A 17,783-nucleotide genomic window follows, 5' to 3' on the forward strand; every position below is an offset into this window, starting at 1 on the left:
AGGTCGGCGATCACCGATGAGATCCTTCGACGAGATGAACCACATGTTCAGCGAGATGGACCGCACGTTCGATCAGCTCCGATCGGCCTGGTGGAAGGAGATGGCGATGCCCCGGATCGATCCCGGGCGACCGGCCCTCGAAGGCGACCGGACGATCGGTGACGCCACCGCCGTCACGCTCGAGGACGAGGGCGACGCCTACGTATTCGTCATGGACCTGCCCGGTTTCGAGACGGAGGACATCGACCTCACTCTCGACGACGGCGTCCTGTCGGTGTACGCCCATCACGACGCCGAGGAAGGATCCGACGCCTACCGAACCGTCCGGTCGCGCCGGGTCGAGAAACGGGTCCCGATCCCGAAGGAGATCGTGGTCGATGAGATCGCGGCGAGCTACCACAACGGCGTCCTCGACGTTCGCCTCCCGATCGTCGAGGACGAGCGCGAAGAATCGGGCCACCGAATCGACATCGACTAAGTATCCGTGACGATCGGATCGACTGCCACCGAACCCGGCGACATCACCCATAGTTATTTTTGTCGACTGGAGTGTGAGCACCGTTCGTGAGCCGAGCGATCCGGCACGCGACGACTGCGGACGTCTGGGCGATCCACGAGACGGCCCGCGAAAGCTGGCACGCCGCGTACGACGACCTCCTCGGGCCGGACAGGGTCGACGAGATCGTCGACGAGTGGTACGCGATCGGCGACGTCGAATCGTCGATCGACGAAACGACCGGGCGAGACGACGCGGCGTTTTTCGTCGCCGAGTCGGACAGCAGCGGCCACCACCGCGTGGATTCCGATGCGGAGACGGCGCCCGATTCGAACCCGACCGAGACGGTTATGGGCCCGCCCTGCAGCGGATTCGCCCACGTCGTCCCGTGGCCGGAGAACGACGCCGTCGCGTACCTCGCCCGGATCTACGTCCGCCCGGACGACTGGGGCGAGGGCGTCGGAACGGCGTTACTCGAACGCGTCGAACGCGAGTTCGCGCACGCGTTCGATCGGCTTCGGCTGGCCGTCCTCGCGGACAACGACGTCGGCGTCTCGTTCTGCGAGTCGCGGGCGTTCGAGCGCGTCGACACGTACGACAGCGACCTGGGCGACGATCTCGAGGAGTACGTCTACGAACAGGCCTTCTGACCGGACGACCCGCCCGATCGATCCCGGGCGTTTTTGTTAGATCAAATATACGTAGGCGTATGGACTGGACCGTCACCCAGGCGACGCCGGAAACGGCGCCGATCGTCCGCGACGTCGCTCGCGAGAGCTGGCACGCGGCCTACGACGAGTTCCTCTGCCCGGAGACGGTCGACGGGATGATCGACGAGTGGTACGCGATCGACGAACTGACGGAATCGATCGCCGCCGCGGCCGAGCGAGAGGACGCGACGTTCCTGCTCGCCGTTTCGGAGACGGAAATCGGGACGGGCATTGGGGAGGACGGCGAAGTCGCCGGATTCGCGCACGCCGGCGTCTCTCCGGACACCCCCTCGATCGGTTCGCTGGTTCGACTGTACGCCCGCCCGTCGGTCTGGGGAACCGGAGTCGGAACGGCGTTGCTCGAACGGGTCGAAACCGACCTGCGATCCGTCTGCGATCGCCTCCGACTGGTCGTCCTCGCCGACAACGAGGTCGGCGTCTCGTTCTACGAGTCGCGGGGGTTCGATCGGGTCGAGACGCGGGCGGCGGACGTCGGCGATGGACTCGAGGAGTGCGTCTACGAGAAACCGCTGTGAGTGGGGCGCGTCCGAGCGTACTTCCAGCGAGTTGCTATCGATCGATCGGCTCCAAGGGCGGCTTTCTCGGATGTGTCCCTGCGAGATTCGCGCCCTCCAGTCAGCACGACTTTCGAAACCCATCAGAAGTTAGTACAATTCATGGAAACCGCAGTACCGATGTGTAGGTGACCGAAGCCGGATCACTCGACGGATGGGCCACGCAGCCGGGACAGTGGCCCCTCCGGGAACAACTGAAAGAACACGGCCCGTACCAAGACGAGGGCCCCGAGTCCCCCTCCAAACAACAGCGCCCAGATCGATGGGGAAACACCGCCCGTTTCCGCCAGATAGTGGACGTACAGCGTTGCAACGACCCACCACAGGGTGAACACGGCGAGGGATCCGAGCACGACCGAGGCGAGGATCCGCGTCACCACCGCGTCACCGGGCTGGATCCGATCGCCGGAACCGAGAACTGCCGAACCGAGTCGCAGTCCGCGTGCCAGCACACCGACCAGAACGGAAAGGGCGAGGAGACCAGGAACGAGTATCGTTACTGGGGCCCAAACCGGTCCGAGGACGGTTCCGAAAGGAATCTCGGATTCGTTGACTACCGTGGCCGCCAAGAGGACCGCGAGGACGGGTTCGGCTATCCGTCTCCCGACCGGACTATCGAGGTGGAAGGCAAACATGACGTATAACGATATTCTCGTTATATAATTAATGAATTCACTGTAGACCGAGAGTCGCTGTCTGTATCGAGCAAGTCGGGTCGATGTCTGTTAGGACGTGTCCGTGCTGCATACGCGCGCTGTATTCAGCACGACTTTGTCACCATTTTCGGTAGATGGTAGCAGTATCAGCGCTAAGTTCGCAGTTACACGTCCCGAACCGTTCGCCTCAGGTTGCGTCCCGGGACCGATCGATCGCGGTACCGGTTCCGGTAGAACGGCCCGTCGTCCGGTGCGCTGCGGGGCGTCCCCGCGCCGGCCACGCCGTCGAACCCGAGCGAGACGTCGACGCGATCGCAGTCACGGGAGACGACTCGGGCAGGATCGTCGTGTCGCGATCGACGGGAACCGCGAAAAATGGAGGCGCTCCCGCCGCATCCAGCAACGGGAATCGTACCCGCGATCGGCGGCTTACTCGCGCTCGCGACCGGCGCCGTCGAACATGGTCGGCGAGACGGCACAGCCGCAGGGGCTGGCAATGGCAGCCATCGGCCCGAAGACCGTGACCGCCGCCACCGATCGGCCGCACTCCGAACAGGGCGGGTACGCGGTCGAGTCGCCGTCGGAACGCTCAGCGCCCATCGTCGCCTCCGGCGCGTGTGGGGACGGTCGATGGCGATCGTGCTCGTGTGGTGCGATACGTCGATCGTGCGGGACGTTTATGTCCCGGTAGAATAAACGCAATCATGGCTTCGAACCCGTCAGGGTGGAAGCCACGTCTCGGGTGTCTCCAGCACCCGGGGCATTTCACTCATGCCCGTCCCTCGTTGGGTTGTGGCTTCCGTTCTAATTGTTGACGTAGTATAACTTACAACTACTGCAAATCGGTCGGAACGAGCGGGTGAACCGCCTCGGGTCGCCACCTCTCAGAGTGTCTTCTCGGCTTCCTCCTCGTCGACCACTTCGATCCCGCGGTTGTTGACCGCCATCGGATCGAGGCCGACCTCCTGGAGGAACTGCTTGTACTCGCGCTCGCACTGCTCGGCGTCCTTCTGCTTCGAACTGGCCCGATCGCAGAGTTCGATGAGGTTCTCGGGGACGTCGTTCTGGTAGACGATCCAGTGGTTGATCAGGTCCGAGAGCCGGCGGATGGGGCTGGTGAAGTGGCCGTAGATCTCGAAGTTCAGCGCGTGGTGGCCGCCGAAGGGGTCGTTCATGTACTTCGCGCGGGGCATCACCTTCATCACGGCCCACTGGATCTTGTCGAGCTGGCGGCCGGGCGCCTCTTCGAGTGTCGCGTTGACGGCCTTCCGCGGGTCGTCCCACGTGTCGCCGGGGATCGAAACGCCGTCTAACTCCTGGATCTCTTGGAGGGCCTTCGACCACTCGTCGGGGCTGGGTTGCGGGTGGACCCGGTACATCGCCTCCACCCCGCGGTTCCACATGAGTTCGTGCGTGACGGCCTTGTTCGCCTTCAGCATGCACTCCTCGATGATCGTGTGGGCGCGATCGCGACTCGGGTTGAGCACGAGCGAGCCGTCCTCCTTGCGAATTTCGTGCATCCGATCGGCGACCCGGTGGACCAGCACGTTCTCCTCGTGCAGCGGCGCGTCGGGGTCCTCGAGTCGGTTCTCGGCCTGCGAGTACGTCAGGCGCTCGTCGGACTCGATGACCGACTTGTAGATGTCGATCGTCTCGTAGGAGAGCGTCTCCTTGTCGAGGTGCATCTCGACGGTGTGGGCGAACCGCTCCTCGTTGGGGACCAGCGAGCAGACGGACTCCGCGAGGACCGGCGGGAGCATGTGGATCGTGTAGCCGGGGAGGTAGACCGTGTTCCCGCGCTGGACGGCCTCGTCCCACATCGCCGTCTCCGGGTTGACGTAGTGGGTGACGTCGGCGATGTGTACCCAGAGGACGTACTCGTCATCGCGCTCCTCGATCGAGAGCGCGTCGTCGAAGTCTTGGGCGTCGATCGGGTCGGTCGTCCACGTCGTCAGGTCGCGCAGGTCCTCGCGCTCATCGATCCCGGCAGAGATCTCGGCCTGGACGTCCGTGGTCCGCTCCTCGGCTTCCTCGATCACTTCGGCGGGGAACTCGTCGCGGATCTCGAACTTCTCGAACAGCTCCTCGCGCTTGTTCTCGAGGTGGCGCGCGAGATCTTCGGAGATCTCGACGGGGCCCTGCCCTTCCGCCGTACCGGCGTCGGCCTGTGCGTCGTCGCTCATGCGGATGGGTACGGACGTGGTAGTGAAAGTCGTGTCGGGATGGGAACGAACGGAATCGCGGGTCAGGACTCCTCTTCGAGAGTCCCGTAGCGCTCCTCGACGGTCGCCAGATAACGCGGGAGGAACTCGGCCCGGTCGTGCTCGCCCGCTTCGAGTTCGACCAGCAGCGCCTCCAGTTCGGCGCGCGGGTGGTGACAGAGGTCGTTGTAACAGGGTTTACAGAGGTGCTCGAACTCCTTGTCGGCGCGGTTCCACCGGTCGCCGTACTTGTCGTACTCGCGGGCCGTCGAGCGCTCGACCTCGCTGCCGCAGGCGAGGCAGGTGACCGATCGCGTTCGATTCCGGGAAGGCCACATAGTATGGTCGAGTCCGTGCGACCACTTAGCAATTAGCACACTGTTCGCTTCGGGGTAGTGTCAGGGCGATCGACCGGTCCCGCGGCGCGGATCAGGTGTCGAGATCGGAAATCAGGTTCTCGAGGGTCCGGACGTGGGACTCGAACAGGTCCTCGCCCTTCTCGGTGAGCCGATACGTGGTCTGGGGTTTTCGGTCGACGAACCGTTTTTCGACGGCGACGCACTCGTTTTCTTCGAGCTTCGCGATGTGACTCGCCAGGTTCCCCTCCGTCACGTCGAGGGCCGTCGTGAGATCGGTGAAACTCGTCTCGCCGTTCGCGTATAGGTGAGCGAAAATCTGCAGGCGGGTCGGTTGGTGGACGAGTTTGTCGAATCCCATGTTACACCCGTGAGAGGACGACGTACGCGAGGATGCAGTAGCTGGCGTAGCTCGCGCCGAAGATCGTGAATGCGAAGCCGTGTGCCGCCGGAACGTAGGGGATGGCGGCGGCCAGAACGAGTATCCAGACGCCGCCGGTGTAGAACGCGTACCTGTCGGGTTTCCTGATGTCGTACGCCCGCAGGAGCTGCCCGAGGTACAGGTAGCCGAGACCGAGGAGTCCGGCCACGAGCACGAGCCAGAGGGTGAGGATCTCGTCCCCGTCGACCGCGTCGAAAAACGGCCGTACGCCGACGAACACCGCGATGGTGCCGGCGAAGAGCGCGAGGTGCCACTGCCCCCAGCTGGGGATGCCGGTCGTCGGTCGCTCGTACCGCGATTGTATCCGATACAGCGAGAGCTGATGGGCGAGGGTCACGGCGACGAGCGCGACGATGAGCGGCGCGGAGAACCCGTCACGGATCCCCCACTCGAGGAGCGGAAAGATTACGCCGGTACCGAGCCCCTCGACGAGCCACCACCGCCACCAGTACGGGTACTCCTCCTGCAGGCCGACGGCCCGTTTGATCTGGCCGAGTTCCTCCTGGAGGGCCCGTTTGTCGATATCGCCGTCTTCCATCTTCGATCACCCGTTCGCGTCTGCGAAGTCGGTCGTGTAATAGTTAAACAGGTCGGTGTACGTCGGTCGCTCGATCCGGGTCACCCCCTCCGCGTCGGTCGCCGACGCCGCGTCGTCCGGCGGCGCGAACGCCCGAACGCCGCCGTCGCTCGGGAACACCCGACCGCCCATCGCCACCGCGGCGAGGGTGTCGGCGTTCGTCACGGTGGTCTCGAACACCGGCGGCACGGCGTCGAACAGTTCGTCCGGCTCGCCGGTCGCCGCGACGCGGCCGCCGGTGACGAACGCGATTCGGTCCGCGATGTCGGCGTCCATCGGACTGTGACTCGAGACGACGATCGTCTTCCCCTCGGCCTGTTTCTCGCGAAGCAGGCGGTGAACTTCCTGAATCACCGTCAGATCGAGGGCCGCGGTCGGTTCGTCGAGCAGGTAGATCGGGACGTCGATGCTCAGCGCGATGGTCAGTTCGAGTTTGCGCTTCGTGCCGCCGGAGTAGTGCTCGACGCGCTTGTCGAGGTCGTCGACGAGGCCGAGCGCCTCGGCGTACTCGCGCCAGTCGTCGGTGAACGCGGGGTGCAACTGACGATAGAATCGGACGTTCTCCCGACCGGTGAGCCGCTCGAGACACAGCGCGTCCTGTAGCAGAAAGCTCGTCGTGTCGGATCGATCGGCGGCGGGGTCGTCGAAGACGGTAACCGAGCCGCTCGTGGGGTGCTCGCTGCCGGCCAAACACGAGAACAGCACCGACTTCCCGACGCCGTTGGGCCCCATCACCGCGAGCAGTTCGCCCGATCGGACGGTGAGATCGATTCCCTGGAGCACGCGGTCGCCGTCGAAGGATTTCTCGAGCCCGGTCGCCTCGAGACACGTCCGACTCACGGCCGCCACCCCCGCCGGTAGAGCACGGCGGTGAGCAGGACGGTCCCGACGGCGAGCGCGAGCGCGCCGTAGGCGACGAGCAGGACGATGTACTCGGGGCCGGTCGGTAACGCGGGCGGCACGACGCCCGCGTCCGTCCACGCGTCGCCGGGAACCAGGTGGTAGACGAGCAGCCGCGTCGGGAGCGTATTCGGCAGGTAGTTCAGTACCTCCCCCTCGATCGGCGACAGCTCGACGCTCGCTCCGTTGATCCCGGTCCCGATGTACCCGACGATCGCGAGCATCGGAACGGCGTACTCCGCGACGCGTTCGTTCTGCGCGTACAGGATGAACGGCATCGCGACGATCATCCAGAAGGCGCAGGTTACGACGAACGCGAGGAGGACGATCGGGATCGAGGCGGGCCCGCGGAGACCGAACGACGCGCCGGTGTAGACGCCGGCGGCGAGCGTCAAGACGAACGCGACCCCCGCGAGGACGAGCCCGCTCAGCATCCGCCCGGCGAGGTCGGCCGACGGGAAGAGCGGCATCGATCGGTACGCCTCGTAGCGGCGGTCCGCGAGGTCGCCGGCCAGCTGGTAACCGAAGATATAGAGGCAGATGTACATCGCGCCGAACGTCCCGGTGCCGATCGCCATGGCGGCGACCAACTCGGCCGGCACGTCCTCCGACTGCATTCCGAACAGGAGTTGCATCCCCGCCGGGAGGGCGAGGACGACGGAGAGCATCGTCCAGCTGTTTCTCACTTCCCGGAGACAGCGCTCCGTGAACGCCCTGACCTGCGTGAGCCATATCCAGGCGGGCGTCGCGCCGCCCGCCGTCGAGTCCGCCGTTGTCGTGTCGATTGCCATCGTTCTCGACCTCCATTAGCTGATCCAGTATAAAGTACTTTCTGCAGCAAAGTTACTTTGTACCGCAAAGTGGTATGCGGTTCGGCGCCACGACTCGCTCTCGCCATAAAATGAACGGAACTCCCGATCGGAATCGTCGGTTCGGCGCGGGCCTCGTTACCGCGGTCTCGGCGGCAAGAGCCGGTGAAACGCGCGTCGAACGGCGCTGACCCTCTGATCGTGACGAGCCGTGCGGTTCGTTCGTCGCGGGCGCTCGTCGCACGACCGGCGCGGCTGTTTCCCGCGGCACGTCGGCGGTTACCGCTCGAGGGAGCGGGAGGGAGGGAACGGACGACAAACCTATTCTGTTAAATGTTTACGGAAGGTAGGGCGAGTATGCAGGTCAAATCTCGACACCATCTCCGCAGCGACGCCGTCGCCGACCTCGAGGAGTCGCTCGAGGCGGGACTCGGCGTCTCCCCCGACGGAGACACCTACGAGCGCGTCGTGTTCGAAGACACCGACTGGGAAGTGGTCCTCATCGACGGCGCCCCGCAGGTCGCGTACTTCGACGAGGAACCGTTCCTGACGGTCCGGGGGGCGAACGCCTACGAACCCGATCGACGGCTGGTGACCGTCGACACCGGCGCCATCTCGTTCGTCAGCGACGGGGCCGACGTGATGCGCCCCGGGATCGTCGAGGCGACTGACGACATCTCGCCGGACGACCTGGTCGTGATCGCCGAAGAAACCCACGGAAAGATCCTCGCGGTCGGCCGCGCCCGCGTCGAGGGCGCGGACATGGTCGGCGACGAAGGAAAAGTGATCGACTCGCTGCACCACGTTGGCGACGAACTGTTCGAGTTTTCCGGCTGAGAGGGCCACACCGGCGGCTCGCCGGCGCGGCGTCTTACTCCGCTCTGGCCCCGTCCAGCGAATCCTCTTCGTACGCCTCCGCGTAGCGTTCGAGCGTATCCTCGTAGCCCTGCACCGCGAGGTCGTACGTCTCCCGCAGGTCGGCGATCGGCGTCTCCGTCGCGTCGACCCGGAGGTCGTTGTAGGGCGGCGTCACGTCGTGATCCTCGGTGGTTTCGACGGCGACGGCCGCGCTCTGAACCGGTAGGCTCTCGCGCTTGTCACCGCCCTCCAGGTGGCCCGCCGCCAGCGCATCGATCAGCCGCTTCGCCAGCGGGTCGGCACCGTCTCCGACGCGGGGGCCGTCGCTCGTGTCGTCGATCGTCTCGTGGACCGCGGTCGCCTCGTACGCCTCGGCGGCGGCGTCGACGACCGACTCGCCGGTCAGCAGATTCCCCGCGACCGTGTAGTGGTCGCCCGTGCGGTGACCGTACCAGTCGCGACACTCCTCGCCGGAGAACGCGAACGTCCCGTCGGCGTCGACGCCGTGGAGCTGTCGCTGCGGCGCCCCCTCGTCGGCGTTGAGCAGCGCTTCGAGGGCGTCCTCGACGGTCAGGCCGTCGTTGACGTACGCGACCCCCCGTCGGCCGAGTTCGACGTTGACCAGGCTCTGCGTCGCGACCGCGCAGTTCTCGCTGACGAACGGACAGAGCGTCCCGACCCCCGGCAGCCGGGTCGTGACGGCGACCCCGAACCGCCGGTGTCGCTCTCCGTCCGGCGTCTCGTACGATTCGTGGACGCAGATGCTGAAGGTCATACCCGAGACGACATGGGGGATCGGCAAAAAAACGACGGCCGTCGACGGCCCGGAACGCGGTCTAGCGGGGCAGCGTACTACCGCCTAGTACGGCCGCGTCTCGGTCGTCTCGTTTCCGTCCGCGTCCGTCACGGTGAGGCGCACCTGATCGGTGCCGGATCGCGGTCGCAGCGTGTGTTCCCCGGTGGCAGTCGATCCGCCGACGCTCGACATTTTACCGTCTTGGACGGTGGTCCCCGCGAGCAGTTCGGTCGTTACGGTAGCGAGATCGCCGTCGTCCGAGACCCGCCAATCGACGTTAACCCACGTCCACGGTCCGAATTCCTTTTCGTTCGAGGCCACTCGATCAACCTTGGGATCCGACCCGGTATCGGCCTGATTCTCCTCGTCCTCGCTGCTGTCGGAGGGGTCGTCGTTGCCGCCGTCGTCCTCCGAACTCTCATCGTCGCCGTCGTCCTCCGAACTCTCGCCGTCGTCGCCCTCCGAACTCTCGTCGTCGCCGTCATCCTCGTTGCCGTCGGGTTCGTCAGTGTTGCCGTCAGCGTCGAGCGCCTTCGCGACGTTCAATCGGCCGGCGCCCTGTTCAGTCTCGTCGAGGCCGAGGTCGTCGGCGGCCGCTTTCAGCCGCGATCGGACCTCGTCGGAGTCGTAGCCGGCGCCGAGCAGGGTCGCGGCGGCGCCGGCGACGTGCGGGCTGGCCATCGAGGTACCGGAGTAGTCAGCGTAGTCGTCGCGCGGGACGGTCGAACGGATGCCGACGCCCGGTGCGACCAGATCGACCTCCGGGCCCGTCGCCGAGAAGTCGGCGAGCCGGTCGTTCTGGTCGATCGCCGTGACGGCGATAACCTCGTCGTAGGCGGCTGGGTACGTGACGCAATCGCTACAGGGACCGCCGTTGCCGGCCGCGGCGACCATCACGACCCCGCGCTCGGCGGCGTACTGGACCGCGTCCCGGACCACGTTCGTGTCGGTGTGCGCGCCGAGGCTGATGTTCTGGACGTCGTGGCCCTGATCGGCGGACCACTTGATGCCCGCGGCGACGTCGTCGTACGTGCCGCTGGCGTCGCACCCCAGGACCTTCACCGGGTGGAGCGTGGCGTCCGGCGCGACGCCGCGAACGCCGACGCCGTTGTCAGCCGCGCCGACGATGCCGGCGTTGTGGGTGCCGTGATCGTTGTCGTCGTCCCACTCCTCGAGACAGCTACCGATGCCGTTCCCGCCGCCCCCGAACCACCCGCCGCAGGACGTCGAACACGCGGCGTCAGCGGCCGCGTAGCCGTCGCCCAGATTGCCGGCGAGCGTCTCGTGCTGCGGATCGACGCCGGTGTCGAGGATCGCGACGCTAACGCCGTCGCCGGTCTCGCCGCTCTCGATCGCGTCGTCGGCCTCGACGCGGTCGACGCTGTCCGAGGACTGTTGCTGGATCGCCTGCATTCGTCCGTTTCGTTCGACGTAGCGAACGCTCGGGTGATCCCGGAGCGCCTCGATCGCCGCGTCGGGAAAGCGACCGGCGATCGCCCGACCGATCTGGCCGAAGTCGAGTTCCGTTCGCACCGAGTCGGCGGCGGCGCGGACGTCGTCCGCCGAGCGATCGAGATCGAGGCCGACGACGTATTCGGTCCCGTCCCCGTCCGGTTCGGCGGCCGCCGTTCCGACCAGCGCGCCGCCGGCGACACCTGATCCGACACCTCGTAGTACCGTTCGTCGTGAGAGATCGTCGCGTTTCATGGATACTCAACCCGTGGCTACACTCATTCTAACCGGAGATATAATTCGACTGGATTATATCTGAAAATATGTTTAGAAAGGATTTACTTTCACGGAATCGAGGACGAATCATCACGCGGAGACGTCTGTCACGAGATCGAGAGATTCCGTCTGACGTAAGAACTATACTGCCGGCCCGGATGGATAACGCCAATGGGACTCATGAGCAAGATTCTCGGCGGCAACCAGTCCCGGACCGCCGAGGACTACGTCGAACTGGACCTCGACGCCGTCGCCGCCGAGTCGGCGGAGGCGACGATGCAGGTACACATCGCCGAAGTCGGGAACCAGGCCGACGCGATCGACATCAAAGACGCCATCTACGACGGCGACCTCGTGATCGCGGACATCACGCGTCTGCGGACCGAGGACAGCACCGTCGAACACATCGTCGACGAACTCCGGCAGGTCGCCCACGAGGTCGACGGCGACATCGTTCGGAAGGGCGACGACCAGATCATCGTCACCCCCACGGGCGTCCGGATCAGCCGCGAAAAGCTGGGCCAGAACTTCTAACAGCGGGCGGCGAACGGGTCGGCGCCCCTCTTTCATCGACGCCGCGGGCTAGCTTCCGGCACCCGCACCGACCCGGCGCGCGCACTCTCGATCGCCGCGAAGACCGCCTCGGGATCGCCGGCGATCGCGGTCTCGACGTACCGGTCGTGTGCGATCTGCGCGAGAAGCGCGCCGATTACGACCGTCCCGGCGGCCCCGACACCGGCCGGCGCGAGGAGCCGCAGGTCGGGGACGCCGTCGATCGCTGCCAGCGTCCCGGTCGCGATCCCGAGCCCGATTCCCGGCGGACAGAGCGCGACCGTTCGCCACCGCGACGCGCCGAACGGGGCGACGACCCCCGGTCGAGCCCACGCGGCGAGCGCGCCGACGACGAGACCCGCGGTGAAGATCGTCGGAACGAGCGACAGTGCGGTCTCGATCGACGCCGCTGCCGCGGCCGCGGCGAGCGACGCGATCCCGACGGAGATCGCCGCAACGTAGACGCCGACGGCCGCTTGGGCGCCGGCGCCGAGCGATCGTCCGTCGGTCGGCGAATCCGTCGCGGTCGTCATCTACTCGCACGATCGAACACGTATTGTAATTGATGGTAGTGCCGGTACCGTATCGCTCGACGGCCGCCGCGCACCTCGCCGTCGTTCAGCGCCGCTCCGCGCGAAGCAAGGCAAAGGCGGCGGTCGCGCCGGTCGCGGCGAAGGCCGCGAGAACGGTGAACAGCGCGCTGGGAGATGCGTACGTGAGCAGCGCGCCCGCGATCCCGGCGCCGAGCGCGCCGACGCCGAAGATCGCGAGATACGCGTATCCGAACGAGAGTTCGCGCGTCCCGGGCGGCGAGTGCTCGGCGACCGCGGCCTGCTGGAGCGGCTGGATCGTAAAGAGGGCGATTCCGAGCAAGAGCGAGACGGCGACGAACGACCCCGTCATCGCGGTCGCGGGCACGAACAGAAGCAGCGAGCAGCGATAGAACGCCGAACGCGAGCACGAGCGCCCGCTCAGTCGCCATCCGATCCGCGAGCTGGCCGCCGAGATACTGCCCGAAGACGCCGACCACGAGGATCGCGACGTACCCGTACCGCGCGAGGTCGAACTCCTCGGCGTACGGGCTGGACGGGGCGACCAGTTCGACGCGGACGAGCGTCGCGAGATAGTCGCTCAGCAGGTCCGGCAGGAACGTGAGAAACGCCCGGTAGTAGAGGCCGCTCGCCATCACGACGAGGAGAACGAGACCGAACGCGAGCGTGGCGAGCGTCTGGGTGTCGTCGACGGTGGTCGCGATCGTAATCCGTCCCTTCGTGTCGTCCGTTTCGCTACGGCCGGCGGTGTTCGAGGGCGACTCGTCGCCGCCGTCAGTCGTTGCGGTCGCACCCGCGTCCGCGGGAGACGTCTCCACGAGCGATCCGAGCGCCAGGACCGCGAGCGCGGGCGCGGCCAGCGCGGCCGTGACGACTCGCCAGTCGAACCGGAGCAACAACAGGGCGGTCGCGAGCGGGCCGAGCGCGATGCCGAGATTGCCGCCGATGCCGTGGTAGCCGAGCGCGAGTCCCGTTCGATCGACCCGCCGCGACAGTAACGAGAGCCCCGCCGGGTGGTAGACGCTCGCCGTGACGCCCCAGAGAGCGATCGCAAGCCCCAGCGTCGGGATCGAATTCGAGAGTCCGAGCAGGAAGTACGAGCCGGACATCCCGGCGAGACACGCGAGAATGAGGGGCTTCGATCCGTACCGGTCGACGAGGACGCCGCCCGGTAACGCGCCGGCACCGAACAGTCCGTAACCGACCGTGACGAGCAACCCGAGCGTCGCCGCGGTCGTCGAAAACTCGGCGAGCCAGACGGTCATCAGGATCGGGATCGACAGTTCGTAGGTGTGGACCAGGGCGTGAGAGCCGGCCGTAAACAGCACGATCCGACGGTCCGAACTGTCCATTCGATCGATGATAGCGCGTTCGCCACACCTAAGTGGCGAGGATAGGCGCACTGGGTTGCCGGTATAGTCGCCGTCGTCCGGACGTCGGCGGTCGATCGCCCGATCGCCGCGGGAGCCGGTAGCACTTTGCAGACCCGCGTTCTCAGCCGACGCATGGACGTCATTCACACGGCTATCTGGGTATCCGACATCGAGCGAACGCGGGAGTTCTACGTCGACGGACTCGGCCTGACCGAGAACTGGTCGTTCACCGCCGACGACGGCGTCAGAAACGTGTACATCGGCGGCGAGAACGCCGAGTTCCAGTTCAAGTACGATCCGAACGGCGGACCCGAGATCGATCCGGGGACGATGGCGCACGTCGCGGTCGGCGTCGACAGCACCGACGAGACGTTCGAGCGACTGCGAACGCGGGCGGATCCGCCGGTGCGCGAGGAACCGACGACGATGGAGACGATCGACCGCCGCGTCGCGTTCGTCGAGGATCCGGACGGCTACGTCGTCGAACTCGTCGAACGGCTTGAGTGATCGCCGATCGAGACGGCTCTGACGCTCGTCGGGATCGGGTCGATCGGAAGACGGAGTCGCTCGCCTGCCGGTCATTTTCGGCCGTGACGCGCAGCGAGTCGTCGATTCGAAACCAAATTATTTATAACCTGTTTACAGATGTCAATTTAAATCCGCCTGCCCGGGACGAGCCGTCCGAACATGTCGCTCGGAAACCACCATATCATCACTGTTCGGCTCTGACAGCGGACAAACGACAATACTTTTCCATGGGGCTGCGAAACCTCCTCTATGGCTGACGACCTCAAGAAAGGGCTGGAGGGTGTCCTGGTCGCAGAGTCGGAACTCAGCTCGATCGACGGCGACGAAGGTCGGCTGATCTACCGCGGGTACACGATCGACGACCTCGCTCGAGGCGCGAGCTACGAGGAAGTCGTGTACCTCCTCTGGCACGGACACCTTCCGAACGAAGACGAGTTGGCGGCGTTCACCGAGTCCATCAACGAGGAACGGCGGGTCCACGACGACGTCCTCGCCACGATGGAGCGACTCGCCGACGCCGACGAGCAGCCGATGGCCGCGTTGCGCACTGCGGTCTCGATGTTTTCGGCCTACGAGCCGGAGGTCGACGCCGAACCCGACGACCTCGGGGCGAGCCTCAGGAAGGGACGGCGGATCGCGGCCAAGGTCCCGACCGCGCTCGCGGCCTTCGAGCGCTACCGGCTGGGCGAGGAGCCGGTCGATCCGCACCCCGACCTGGGACTGGCGGCGAACTTCCTCTACATGCTGACCGGCGACGAGCCGGACGACGTCGCCGCGGAGACGTTCGACCAGGCGCTGATCCTGCACGCCGACCACGGCCTGAACGCCTCGACGTTCACTTCGATGGTCATCGGCTCGACAATGGCCGACATCTACAGCGCCGTGACCGGCGGCGTCTGCGCCCTCTCCGGGCCGCTCCATGGCGGCGCGAATCAGGACGTGATGGAGGTCCTCATGGAGATCGACGAGAGCGATCTCGATCCCCGCGACTGGGTCGAGCAGGCGACCGAGGAGGGCCGGCGCATCCCCGGCTTCGGCCACCGCGTCTACAACGTCAAGGACCCGCGGGCGAAGATCCTCCAGGAGCGCAGCGAGGAGCTCGCCGAAACCGGCGACTCCAAGTGGTACGACATCACGACGACGATCGAGGGGTACCTCACCGACGAGAAGGGCCTCGTCGAGAAGGGAATCGCCCCGAACGTCGACTTCTACTCCGGCTCGGTCTACTACCAGCTCGGCATCCCGATCGACATGTACACGCCCATCTTCGCGATGAGCCGCGTCGGCGGCTGGGTCGGCCACGTTCTCGAGTATCAGGAGGACAATCGCCTCATCCGACCGCGTGCGCAGTACACCGGCCCCGAGGATCAGGAGTTCGTCCCGATCGAAGACCGGTAAGCGGCCCGGCGGCTCATACTATCGATTTCTGCGATCGATTCCGATTCGGCCCTGTACCGTCTCTTCGGGGATGGTTTTCGTCGGGATCGGCGATCGACTCGGCGAGGGCGATGGTGGTGAGAGAGGCGATCAAAATCAGATCCGTCAGGGCGGCGATCGTCGGGGCGTACTCCCGGTTTCGTGGCAGCTGCGCCGACGTAGTTGTATAAGCGTTTTGTGTCCTCAGGGGGAAACACGAGTGGCACGTATCACTCGTCCGCCGTCACCTATGCGCGACCGTTCACCACCCGCGTCCGATCGGCCGCCCGAACTCGTCTTCGTCTACGGAACGCTGACCGATCCGACGCGGGTCGAGGGCGTTCTCGGCCCCGCAGTCGAGACGCCCTGGAGGTTCGTCGGGTCCGCGAGGCTCGACGGGCTTCGCCGCGTCGACGGCCGGTATCCGACGCTGGCACCCGGCGGAAGCGTCGACGGGCGGCTGCTCGCGGTCGACGAATCCGGCCTCGAACGGCTCGATCGGTACGAGGGCGTCGACCGTGGCCTCTACGTTCGAGTGGCGGTACCGCGAGAGGACGCGTCGGCGCCGGTCTGGACGTACGTGGGCGATCCCGATCGACTGCGCGTCAACGTCGACTGGCCCGGCAACGGTCCGCTTCGAGAGCGGGTTCGATCGGCGCTCTCGTCGGCGGAGATCGTGCGAGAGCGTAACGAATGACGCGCGTCTGTCGAGCGTCAGACATCAGATAGACCCCGATGCAGGCTTGCGATTTCACTTCCGGTCCGGGTCCATGACATTTATATGGTCTGCGCTCCCCTCTCCAGTCGCACGTCACACGCCGTGCATTCCCTGTATTCCCTGTCGTGCTGCCTCCGGCAGCATGTTCCGTCGGGGGAGTTCCAACGCCCACGCGGCCGGCTCTCGGGCGGCTCCCCGACAATACTTACCCGACGCACCGAGTAGTCGGGCGTATGCTCGAACTCTCGGACATTCTCGACGCTCGTGAACGTGTACGGGAAACGGCTCGCCACACGCCGCTCGAGTACTCGCACACGTATTCGAAGCTGACCGGCGCAGACGTCCGCCTGAAGCTGGAAAACTTCCAGCGCACCGGCGCGTTCAAGATCCGCGGCGCGACGAACCGGATCGCGACGCTCTCGGACGCGGAGAAGGACGCCGGCGTCGTCACCGCGAGCGCGGGCAACCACGCCCAGGGCGTCGCACTCGCCGCGACTCGCGTCGGCGTCGACGCGAAGATCGTCATGCCGAAGCACGCGCCCAACTCGAAGGTCGAGGCCACCCAGAGCTACGGCGCCGAGGTCGTCCTCGACGGCGCCGACTACGACGAAGCCGCCGATCGCGCTCACGAGATCGAACGCGAGGACAACCGCACGTACGTCCACGCCTTCGACGACGAGTACGTGATGGCCGGCCAGGGAACGATCGGCCTCGAGATCCTGGAAGACTGCCCCGAGGTCGAGACGGTCGTGGTGCCGATCGGCGGCGGCGGCCTCATCAGCGGGATCGCGACCGCGATCAAGGAACTCCAGCCGGACGTGCGCGTGATCGGCGTCCAGGCCGAGGGCGCTTCCAGCGCCGCGGCGTCGCTCGATAAAGGGGAGCGCGTCTCGCTCGGCGGCGTCGAGACGATCGCCGACGGGATCGCGACCCGCAGCCTCGGCGAGCGGACGTTCGAGATCATCCGGGAGCGCGTCGACGAGGTCGTCACCGTCTCCGACCCGGAGATCGCGGTCGCCCTCGTGTACCTGCTCGAACGCTCGAAGACCCTCGTCGAAGGAGCGGGCGCGGTGCCGCTGGCCGCCGTCCTCTTCGAGAAGTTCGACTTCGAGGCGGACGAAACGATCGTCCCCGCGCTCTGTGGCGGCAATATCGACCTCAACACGCTCACGAACGTCATCGTCCGCGGGCTCGTTGAGACGGGCCGCTACCTCAAGATCCGGACGGTGCTGAAGGATCAGCCGGGCGCGCTCGAGGACCTGCTCGAGATATTCACCGTCCACCAGGCCAACATATACGCGATCCACCACGATCGGACCTCCCGCGAGGTCGAGATGAGCGACACCGAAGTCGAGATCGAACTCGAGATGCGCGGGCCGGAGCACGTCGATACCTTCCTCGCGGATCTGCGGAGCGCGGGATACGAGGTCGACGTTCTGGTCTGATCTCGACCTCGCAGCCCATCGAAACGGGTTCTTCGCGATCGCGATAGTCGTCCCCTCGCGATCGACGGAGTTCGCCTCTCGGTCGTCCGTGGGGTT

The 17,783-nt window shown here is 65.9% G+C and carries 21 protein-coding genes and 1 pseudogene; 9 read left to right on the forward strand and 13 right to left on the reverse strand.

The genetic code is table 11. The features are described 5' to 3' along the window. Positions 1-16: 16 nt before the first annotated feature. The 3 genes from MUH00_RS04445 (at position 17) to MUH00_RS04455 (ending at position 1,742) form a co-directional block, all read left to right on the forward strand. Positions 17-478 carry an Hsp20/alpha crystallin family protein gene (locus MUH00_RS04445; protein WP_247002559.1) on the forward strand — a complete coding sequence of 154 codons (462 nt, stop codon included), beginning with the start codon at positions 17-19 and terminating at the stop codon, positions 476-478. 86 nt (positions 479-564) lie between these two features. Then, positions 565-1,146, forward strand: a complete 582-nt coding sequence (locus MUH00_RS04450; RefSeq protein ID WP_247002560.1) for a GNAT family N-acetyltransferase — start codon at positions 565-567, stop codon at positions 1,144-1,146. Positions 1,147-1,205: 59 nt separating this feature from the next. Then, positions 1,206-1,742 (forward strand): GNAT family N-acetyltransferase, encoded by a 537-nt coding sequence (locus MUH00_RS04455; RefSeq protein WP_247002561.1) that lies wholly within the window; start codon positions 1,206-1,208, stop codon positions 1,740-1,742. A 182-nt stretch (positions 1,743-1,924) separates the two neighbouring features. Here MUH00_RS04455 and MUH00_RS04460 read toward each other — a convergent pair whose 3' ends face one another. The 8 genes from MUH00_RS04460 to MUH00_RS04495 all read right to left on the reverse strand — a co-directional run bounded on the left by MUH00_RS04460 (position 1,925) and on the right by MUH00_RS04495 (position 7,704). Next, positions 1,925-2,416, reverse strand: a complete 492-nt coding sequence (locus MUH00_RS04460; protein WP_247002562.1) for a hypothetical protein — start codon at positions 2,414-2,416, stop codon at positions 1,925-1,927. A gap of 450 nt (positions 2,417-2,866) precedes the next feature. Continuing rightward, positions 2,867-3,037: a hypothetical protein gene (locus tag MUH00_RS04465; RefSeq protein WP_247002563.1), complete on the reverse strand. Its 171-nt coding sequence runs from the start codon at positions 3,035-3,037 to the stop codon at positions 2,867-2,869. Between the two features lie 284 nt (positions 3,038-3,321). Beyond that, the gene (locus tag MUH00_RS04470) at positions 3,322-4,620 is read right to left on the reverse strand and encodes an RNB domain-containing ribonuclease (RefSeq protein ID WP_247002564.1); all 1,299 of its coding nucleotides are present in this window, start codon (positions 4,618-4,620) and stop codon (positions 3,322-3,324) included. Positions 4,621-4,682: 62 nt separating this feature from the next. Then, entirely contained in the window at positions 4,683-4,976 is a 294-nt protein-coding gene (locus MUH00_RS04475; protein WP_247002565.1) for a DUF7562 family protein, read from the reverse strand. A gap of 91 nt (positions 4,977-5,067) precedes the next feature. Then, positions 5,068-5,355, reverse strand: coding sequence for a winged helix-turn-helix domain-containing protein (locus MUH00_RS04480; protein ID WP_247002566.1), 288 nt, complete (start codon positions 5,353-5,355; stop codon positions 5,068-5,070). A gap of 1 nt (position 5,356) precedes the next feature. Next, positions 5,357-5,974, reverse strand: coding sequence for a hypothetical protein (locus MUH00_RS04485; protein WP_247002567.1), 618 nt, complete (start codon positions 5,972-5,974; stop codon positions 5,357-5,359). A gap of 6 nt (positions 5,975-5,980) precedes the next feature. Next, the gene (locus MUH00_RS04490; RefSeq protein ID WP_321576089.1) at positions 5,981-6,853 is read right to left on the reverse strand and encodes an ABC transporter ATP-binding protein; all 873 of its coding nucleotides are present in this window, start codon (positions 6,851-6,853) and stop codon (positions 5,981-5,983) included. Continuing rightward, the gene (locus MUH00_RS04495) at positions 6,850-7,704 is read right to left on the reverse strand and encodes an ABC transporter permease (protein WP_247002569.1); all 855 of its coding nucleotides are present in this window, start codon (positions 7,702-7,704) and stop codon (positions 6,850-6,852) included. Before MUH00_RS04495 ends, MUH00_RS04490 begins: the two co-directional genes overlap by 4 nt. Before the next feature lie 375 nt (positions 7,705-8,079). On the opposite strand from MUH00_RS04495, the gene MUH00_RS04500 reads away from it, so the two are divergent. Then, positions 8,080-8,559, forward strand: coding sequence for an RNA-binding protein (locus MUH00_RS04500; protein ID WP_247002570.1), 480 nt, complete (start codon positions 8,080-8,082; stop codon positions 8,557-8,559). Positions 8,560-8,593: 34 nt separating this feature from the next. On the opposite strand, the gene MUH00_RS04505 is transcribed toward MUH00_RS04500, so the two are convergent. Next, complete coding sequence (locus MUH00_RS04505) at positions 8,594-9,355, reverse strand: DUF1028 domain-containing protein (RefSeq protein ID WP_247002571.1); 762 nt, start codon at positions 9,353-9,355, stop codon at positions 8,594-8,596. An 84-nt stretch (positions 9,356-9,439) separates the two neighbouring features. Beyond that, complete coding sequence (locus MUH00_RS04510) at positions 9,440-11,083, reverse strand: S8 family serine peptidase (RefSeq protein ID WP_247002572.1); 1,644 nt, start codon at positions 11,081-11,083, stop codon at positions 9,440-9,442. A gap of 192 nt (positions 11,084-11,275) precedes the next feature. Here MUH00_RS04510 and MUH00_RS04515 point away from each other — a divergent pair, with 192 nt between their 5' ends. Continuing rightward, on the forward strand, positions 11,276-11,638 hold the full coding sequence (locus MUH00_RS04515; protein ID WP_247002573.1) for a cell division protein SepF: 363 nt from the start codon (positions 11,276-11,278) through the stop codon (positions 11,636-11,638). Between the two features lie 32 nt (positions 11,639-11,670). On the opposite strand, the gene MUH00_RS04520 is transcribed toward MUH00_RS04515, so the two are convergent. From MUH00_RS04520 to MUH00_RS04525, 3 genes and pseudogenes are all read right to left on the reverse strand, one after another. Further along, positions 11,671-12,189, reverse strand: a complete 519-nt coding sequence (locus MUH00_RS04520) for a hypothetical protein (RefSeq protein WP_247002574.1) — start codon at positions 12,187-12,189, stop codon at positions 11,671-11,673. Positions 12,190-12,274: 85 nt separating this feature from the next. Further along, positions 12,275-12,664, reverse strand: coding sequence for an MFS transporter (locus tag MUH00_RS23135; protein ID WP_425603062.1), 390 nt, complete (start codon positions 12,662-12,664; stop codon positions 12,275-12,277). Next, positions 12,639-13,559, reverse strand: a pseudogene (locus tag MUH00_RS04525) (MFS transporter); the annotation flags it as partial. The pseudogene MUH00_RS04525 and the gene MUH00_RS23135, both read right to left, overlap by 26 nt. A gap of 153 nt (positions 13,560-13,712) precedes the next feature. Here MUH00_RS04525 and MUH00_RS04530 point away from each other — a divergent pair. The 4 genes from MUH00_RS04530 (at position 13,713) to ilvA (ending at position 17,687) form a co-directional block, all read left to right on the forward strand. After that, a complete protein-coding gene (locus MUH00_RS04530) occupies positions 13,713-14,087 on the forward strand; it encodes a VOC family protein (RefSeq protein ID WP_247002576.1) in 375 nt (124 codons plus the stop codon). A 270-nt stretch (positions 14,088-14,357) separates the two neighbouring features. Next, on the forward strand, positions 14,358-15,506 hold the full coding sequence (gene citZ / locus MUH00_RS04535; protein ID WP_247002577.1) for a citrate synthase: 1,149 nt from the start codon (positions 14,358-14,360) through the stop codon (positions 15,504-15,506). Between the two features lie 268 nt (positions 15,507-15,774). Then, complete coding sequence (locus MUH00_RS04540; RefSeq protein WP_247002578.1) at positions 15,775-16,221, forward strand: gamma-glutamylcyclotransferase family protein; 447 nt, start codon at positions 15,775-15,777, stop codon at positions 16,219-16,221. Positions 16,222-16,475: 254 nt separating this feature from the next. Continuing rightward, positions 16,476-17,687, forward strand: a complete 1,212-nt coding sequence (gene ilvA, locus MUH00_RS04545) for a threonine ammonia-lyase (protein WP_247002579.1) — start codon at positions 16,476-16,478, stop codon at positions 17,685-17,687. Positions 17,688-17,783: the final 96 nt, after the last annotated feature.

Origin of the sequence: Halosolutus gelatinilyticus (assembly GCF_023028105.1) — an archaeon.
In the GTDB taxonomy this organism is placed as follows: domain Archaea; phylum Halobacteriota; class Halobacteria; order Halobacteriales; family Natrialbaceae; genus Halosolutus; species Halosolutus gelatinilyticus.

Coding starts and splice junctions, on each gene's coding strand:
- MUH00_RS04500 (WP_247002570.1), top strand. CDS start 8,080: ATGCAGGTCAAATCTCGACACCATCTCCGCAGCGACGCCGTCGCCGAC.
- MUH00_RS04540 (WP_247002578.1), top strand. CDS start 15,775: ATGCGCGACCGTTCACCACCCGCGTCCGATCGGCCGCCCGAACTCGTC.
- MUH00_RS04465 (WP_247002563.1), bottom strand. CDS start 3,037: ATGGGCGCTGAGCGTTCCGACGGCGACTCGACCGCGTACCCGCCCTGT.
- MUH00_RS04470 (WP_247002564.1), bottom strand. CDS start 4,620: ATGAGCGACGACGCACAGGCCGACGCCGGTACGGCGGAAGGGCAGGGC.
- MUH00_RS04530 (WP_247002576.1), top strand. CDS start 13,713: ATGGACGTCATTCACACGGCTATCTGGGTATCCGACATCGAGCGAACG.
- MUH00_RS04460 (WP_247002562.1), bottom strand. CDS start 2,416: ATGTTTGCCTTCCACCTCGATAGTCCGGTCGGGAGACGGATAGCCGAA.
- MUH00_RS04485 (WP_247002567.1), bottom strand. CDS start 5,974: ATGGAAGACGGCGATATCGACAAACGGGCCCTCCAGGAGGAACTCGGC.
- MUH00_RS04445 (WP_247002559.1), top strand. CDS start 17: ATGAGATCCTTCGACGAGATGAACCACATGTTCAGCGAGATGGACCGC.
- MUH00_RS04495 (WP_247002569.1), bottom strand. CDS start 7,704: ATGGCAATCGACACGACAACGGCGGACTCGACGGCGGGCGGCGCGACG.
- MUH00_RS04455 (WP_247002561.1), top strand. CDS start 1,206: ATGGACTGGACCGTCACCCAGGCGACGCCGGAAACGGCGCCGATCGTC.
- MUH00_RS04515 (WP_247002573.1), top strand. CDS start 11,276: ATGGGACTCATGAGCAAGATTCTCGGCGGCAACCAGTCCCGGACCGCC.
- MUH00_RS04480 (WP_247002566.1), bottom strand. CDS start 5,355: ATGGGATTCGACAAACTCGTCCACCAACCGACCCGCCTGCAGATTTTC.
- citZ (WP_247002577.1), top strand. CDS start 14,358: ATGGCTGACGACCTCAAGAAAGGGCTGGAGGGTGTCCTGGTCGCAGAG.
- MUH00_RS04510 (WP_247002572.1), bottom strand. CDS start 11,083: ATGAAACGCGACGATCTCTCACGACGAACGGTACTACGAGGTGTCGGA.
- ilvA (WP_247002579.1), top strand. CDS start 16,476: ATGCTCGAACTCTCGGACATTCTCGACGCTCGTGAACGTGTACGGGAA.
- MUH00_RS04475 (WP_247002565.1), bottom strand. CDS start 4,976: ATGTGGCCTTCCCGGAATCGAACGCGATCGGTCACCTGCCTCGCCTGC.
- MUH00_RS04520 (WP_247002574.1), bottom strand. CDS start 12,189: ATGACGACCGCGACGGATTCGCCGACCGACGGACGATCGCTCGGCGCC.
- MUH00_RS04505 (WP_247002571.1), bottom strand. CDS start 9,355: ATGACCTTCAGCATCTGCGTCCACGAATCGTACGAGACGCCGGACGGA.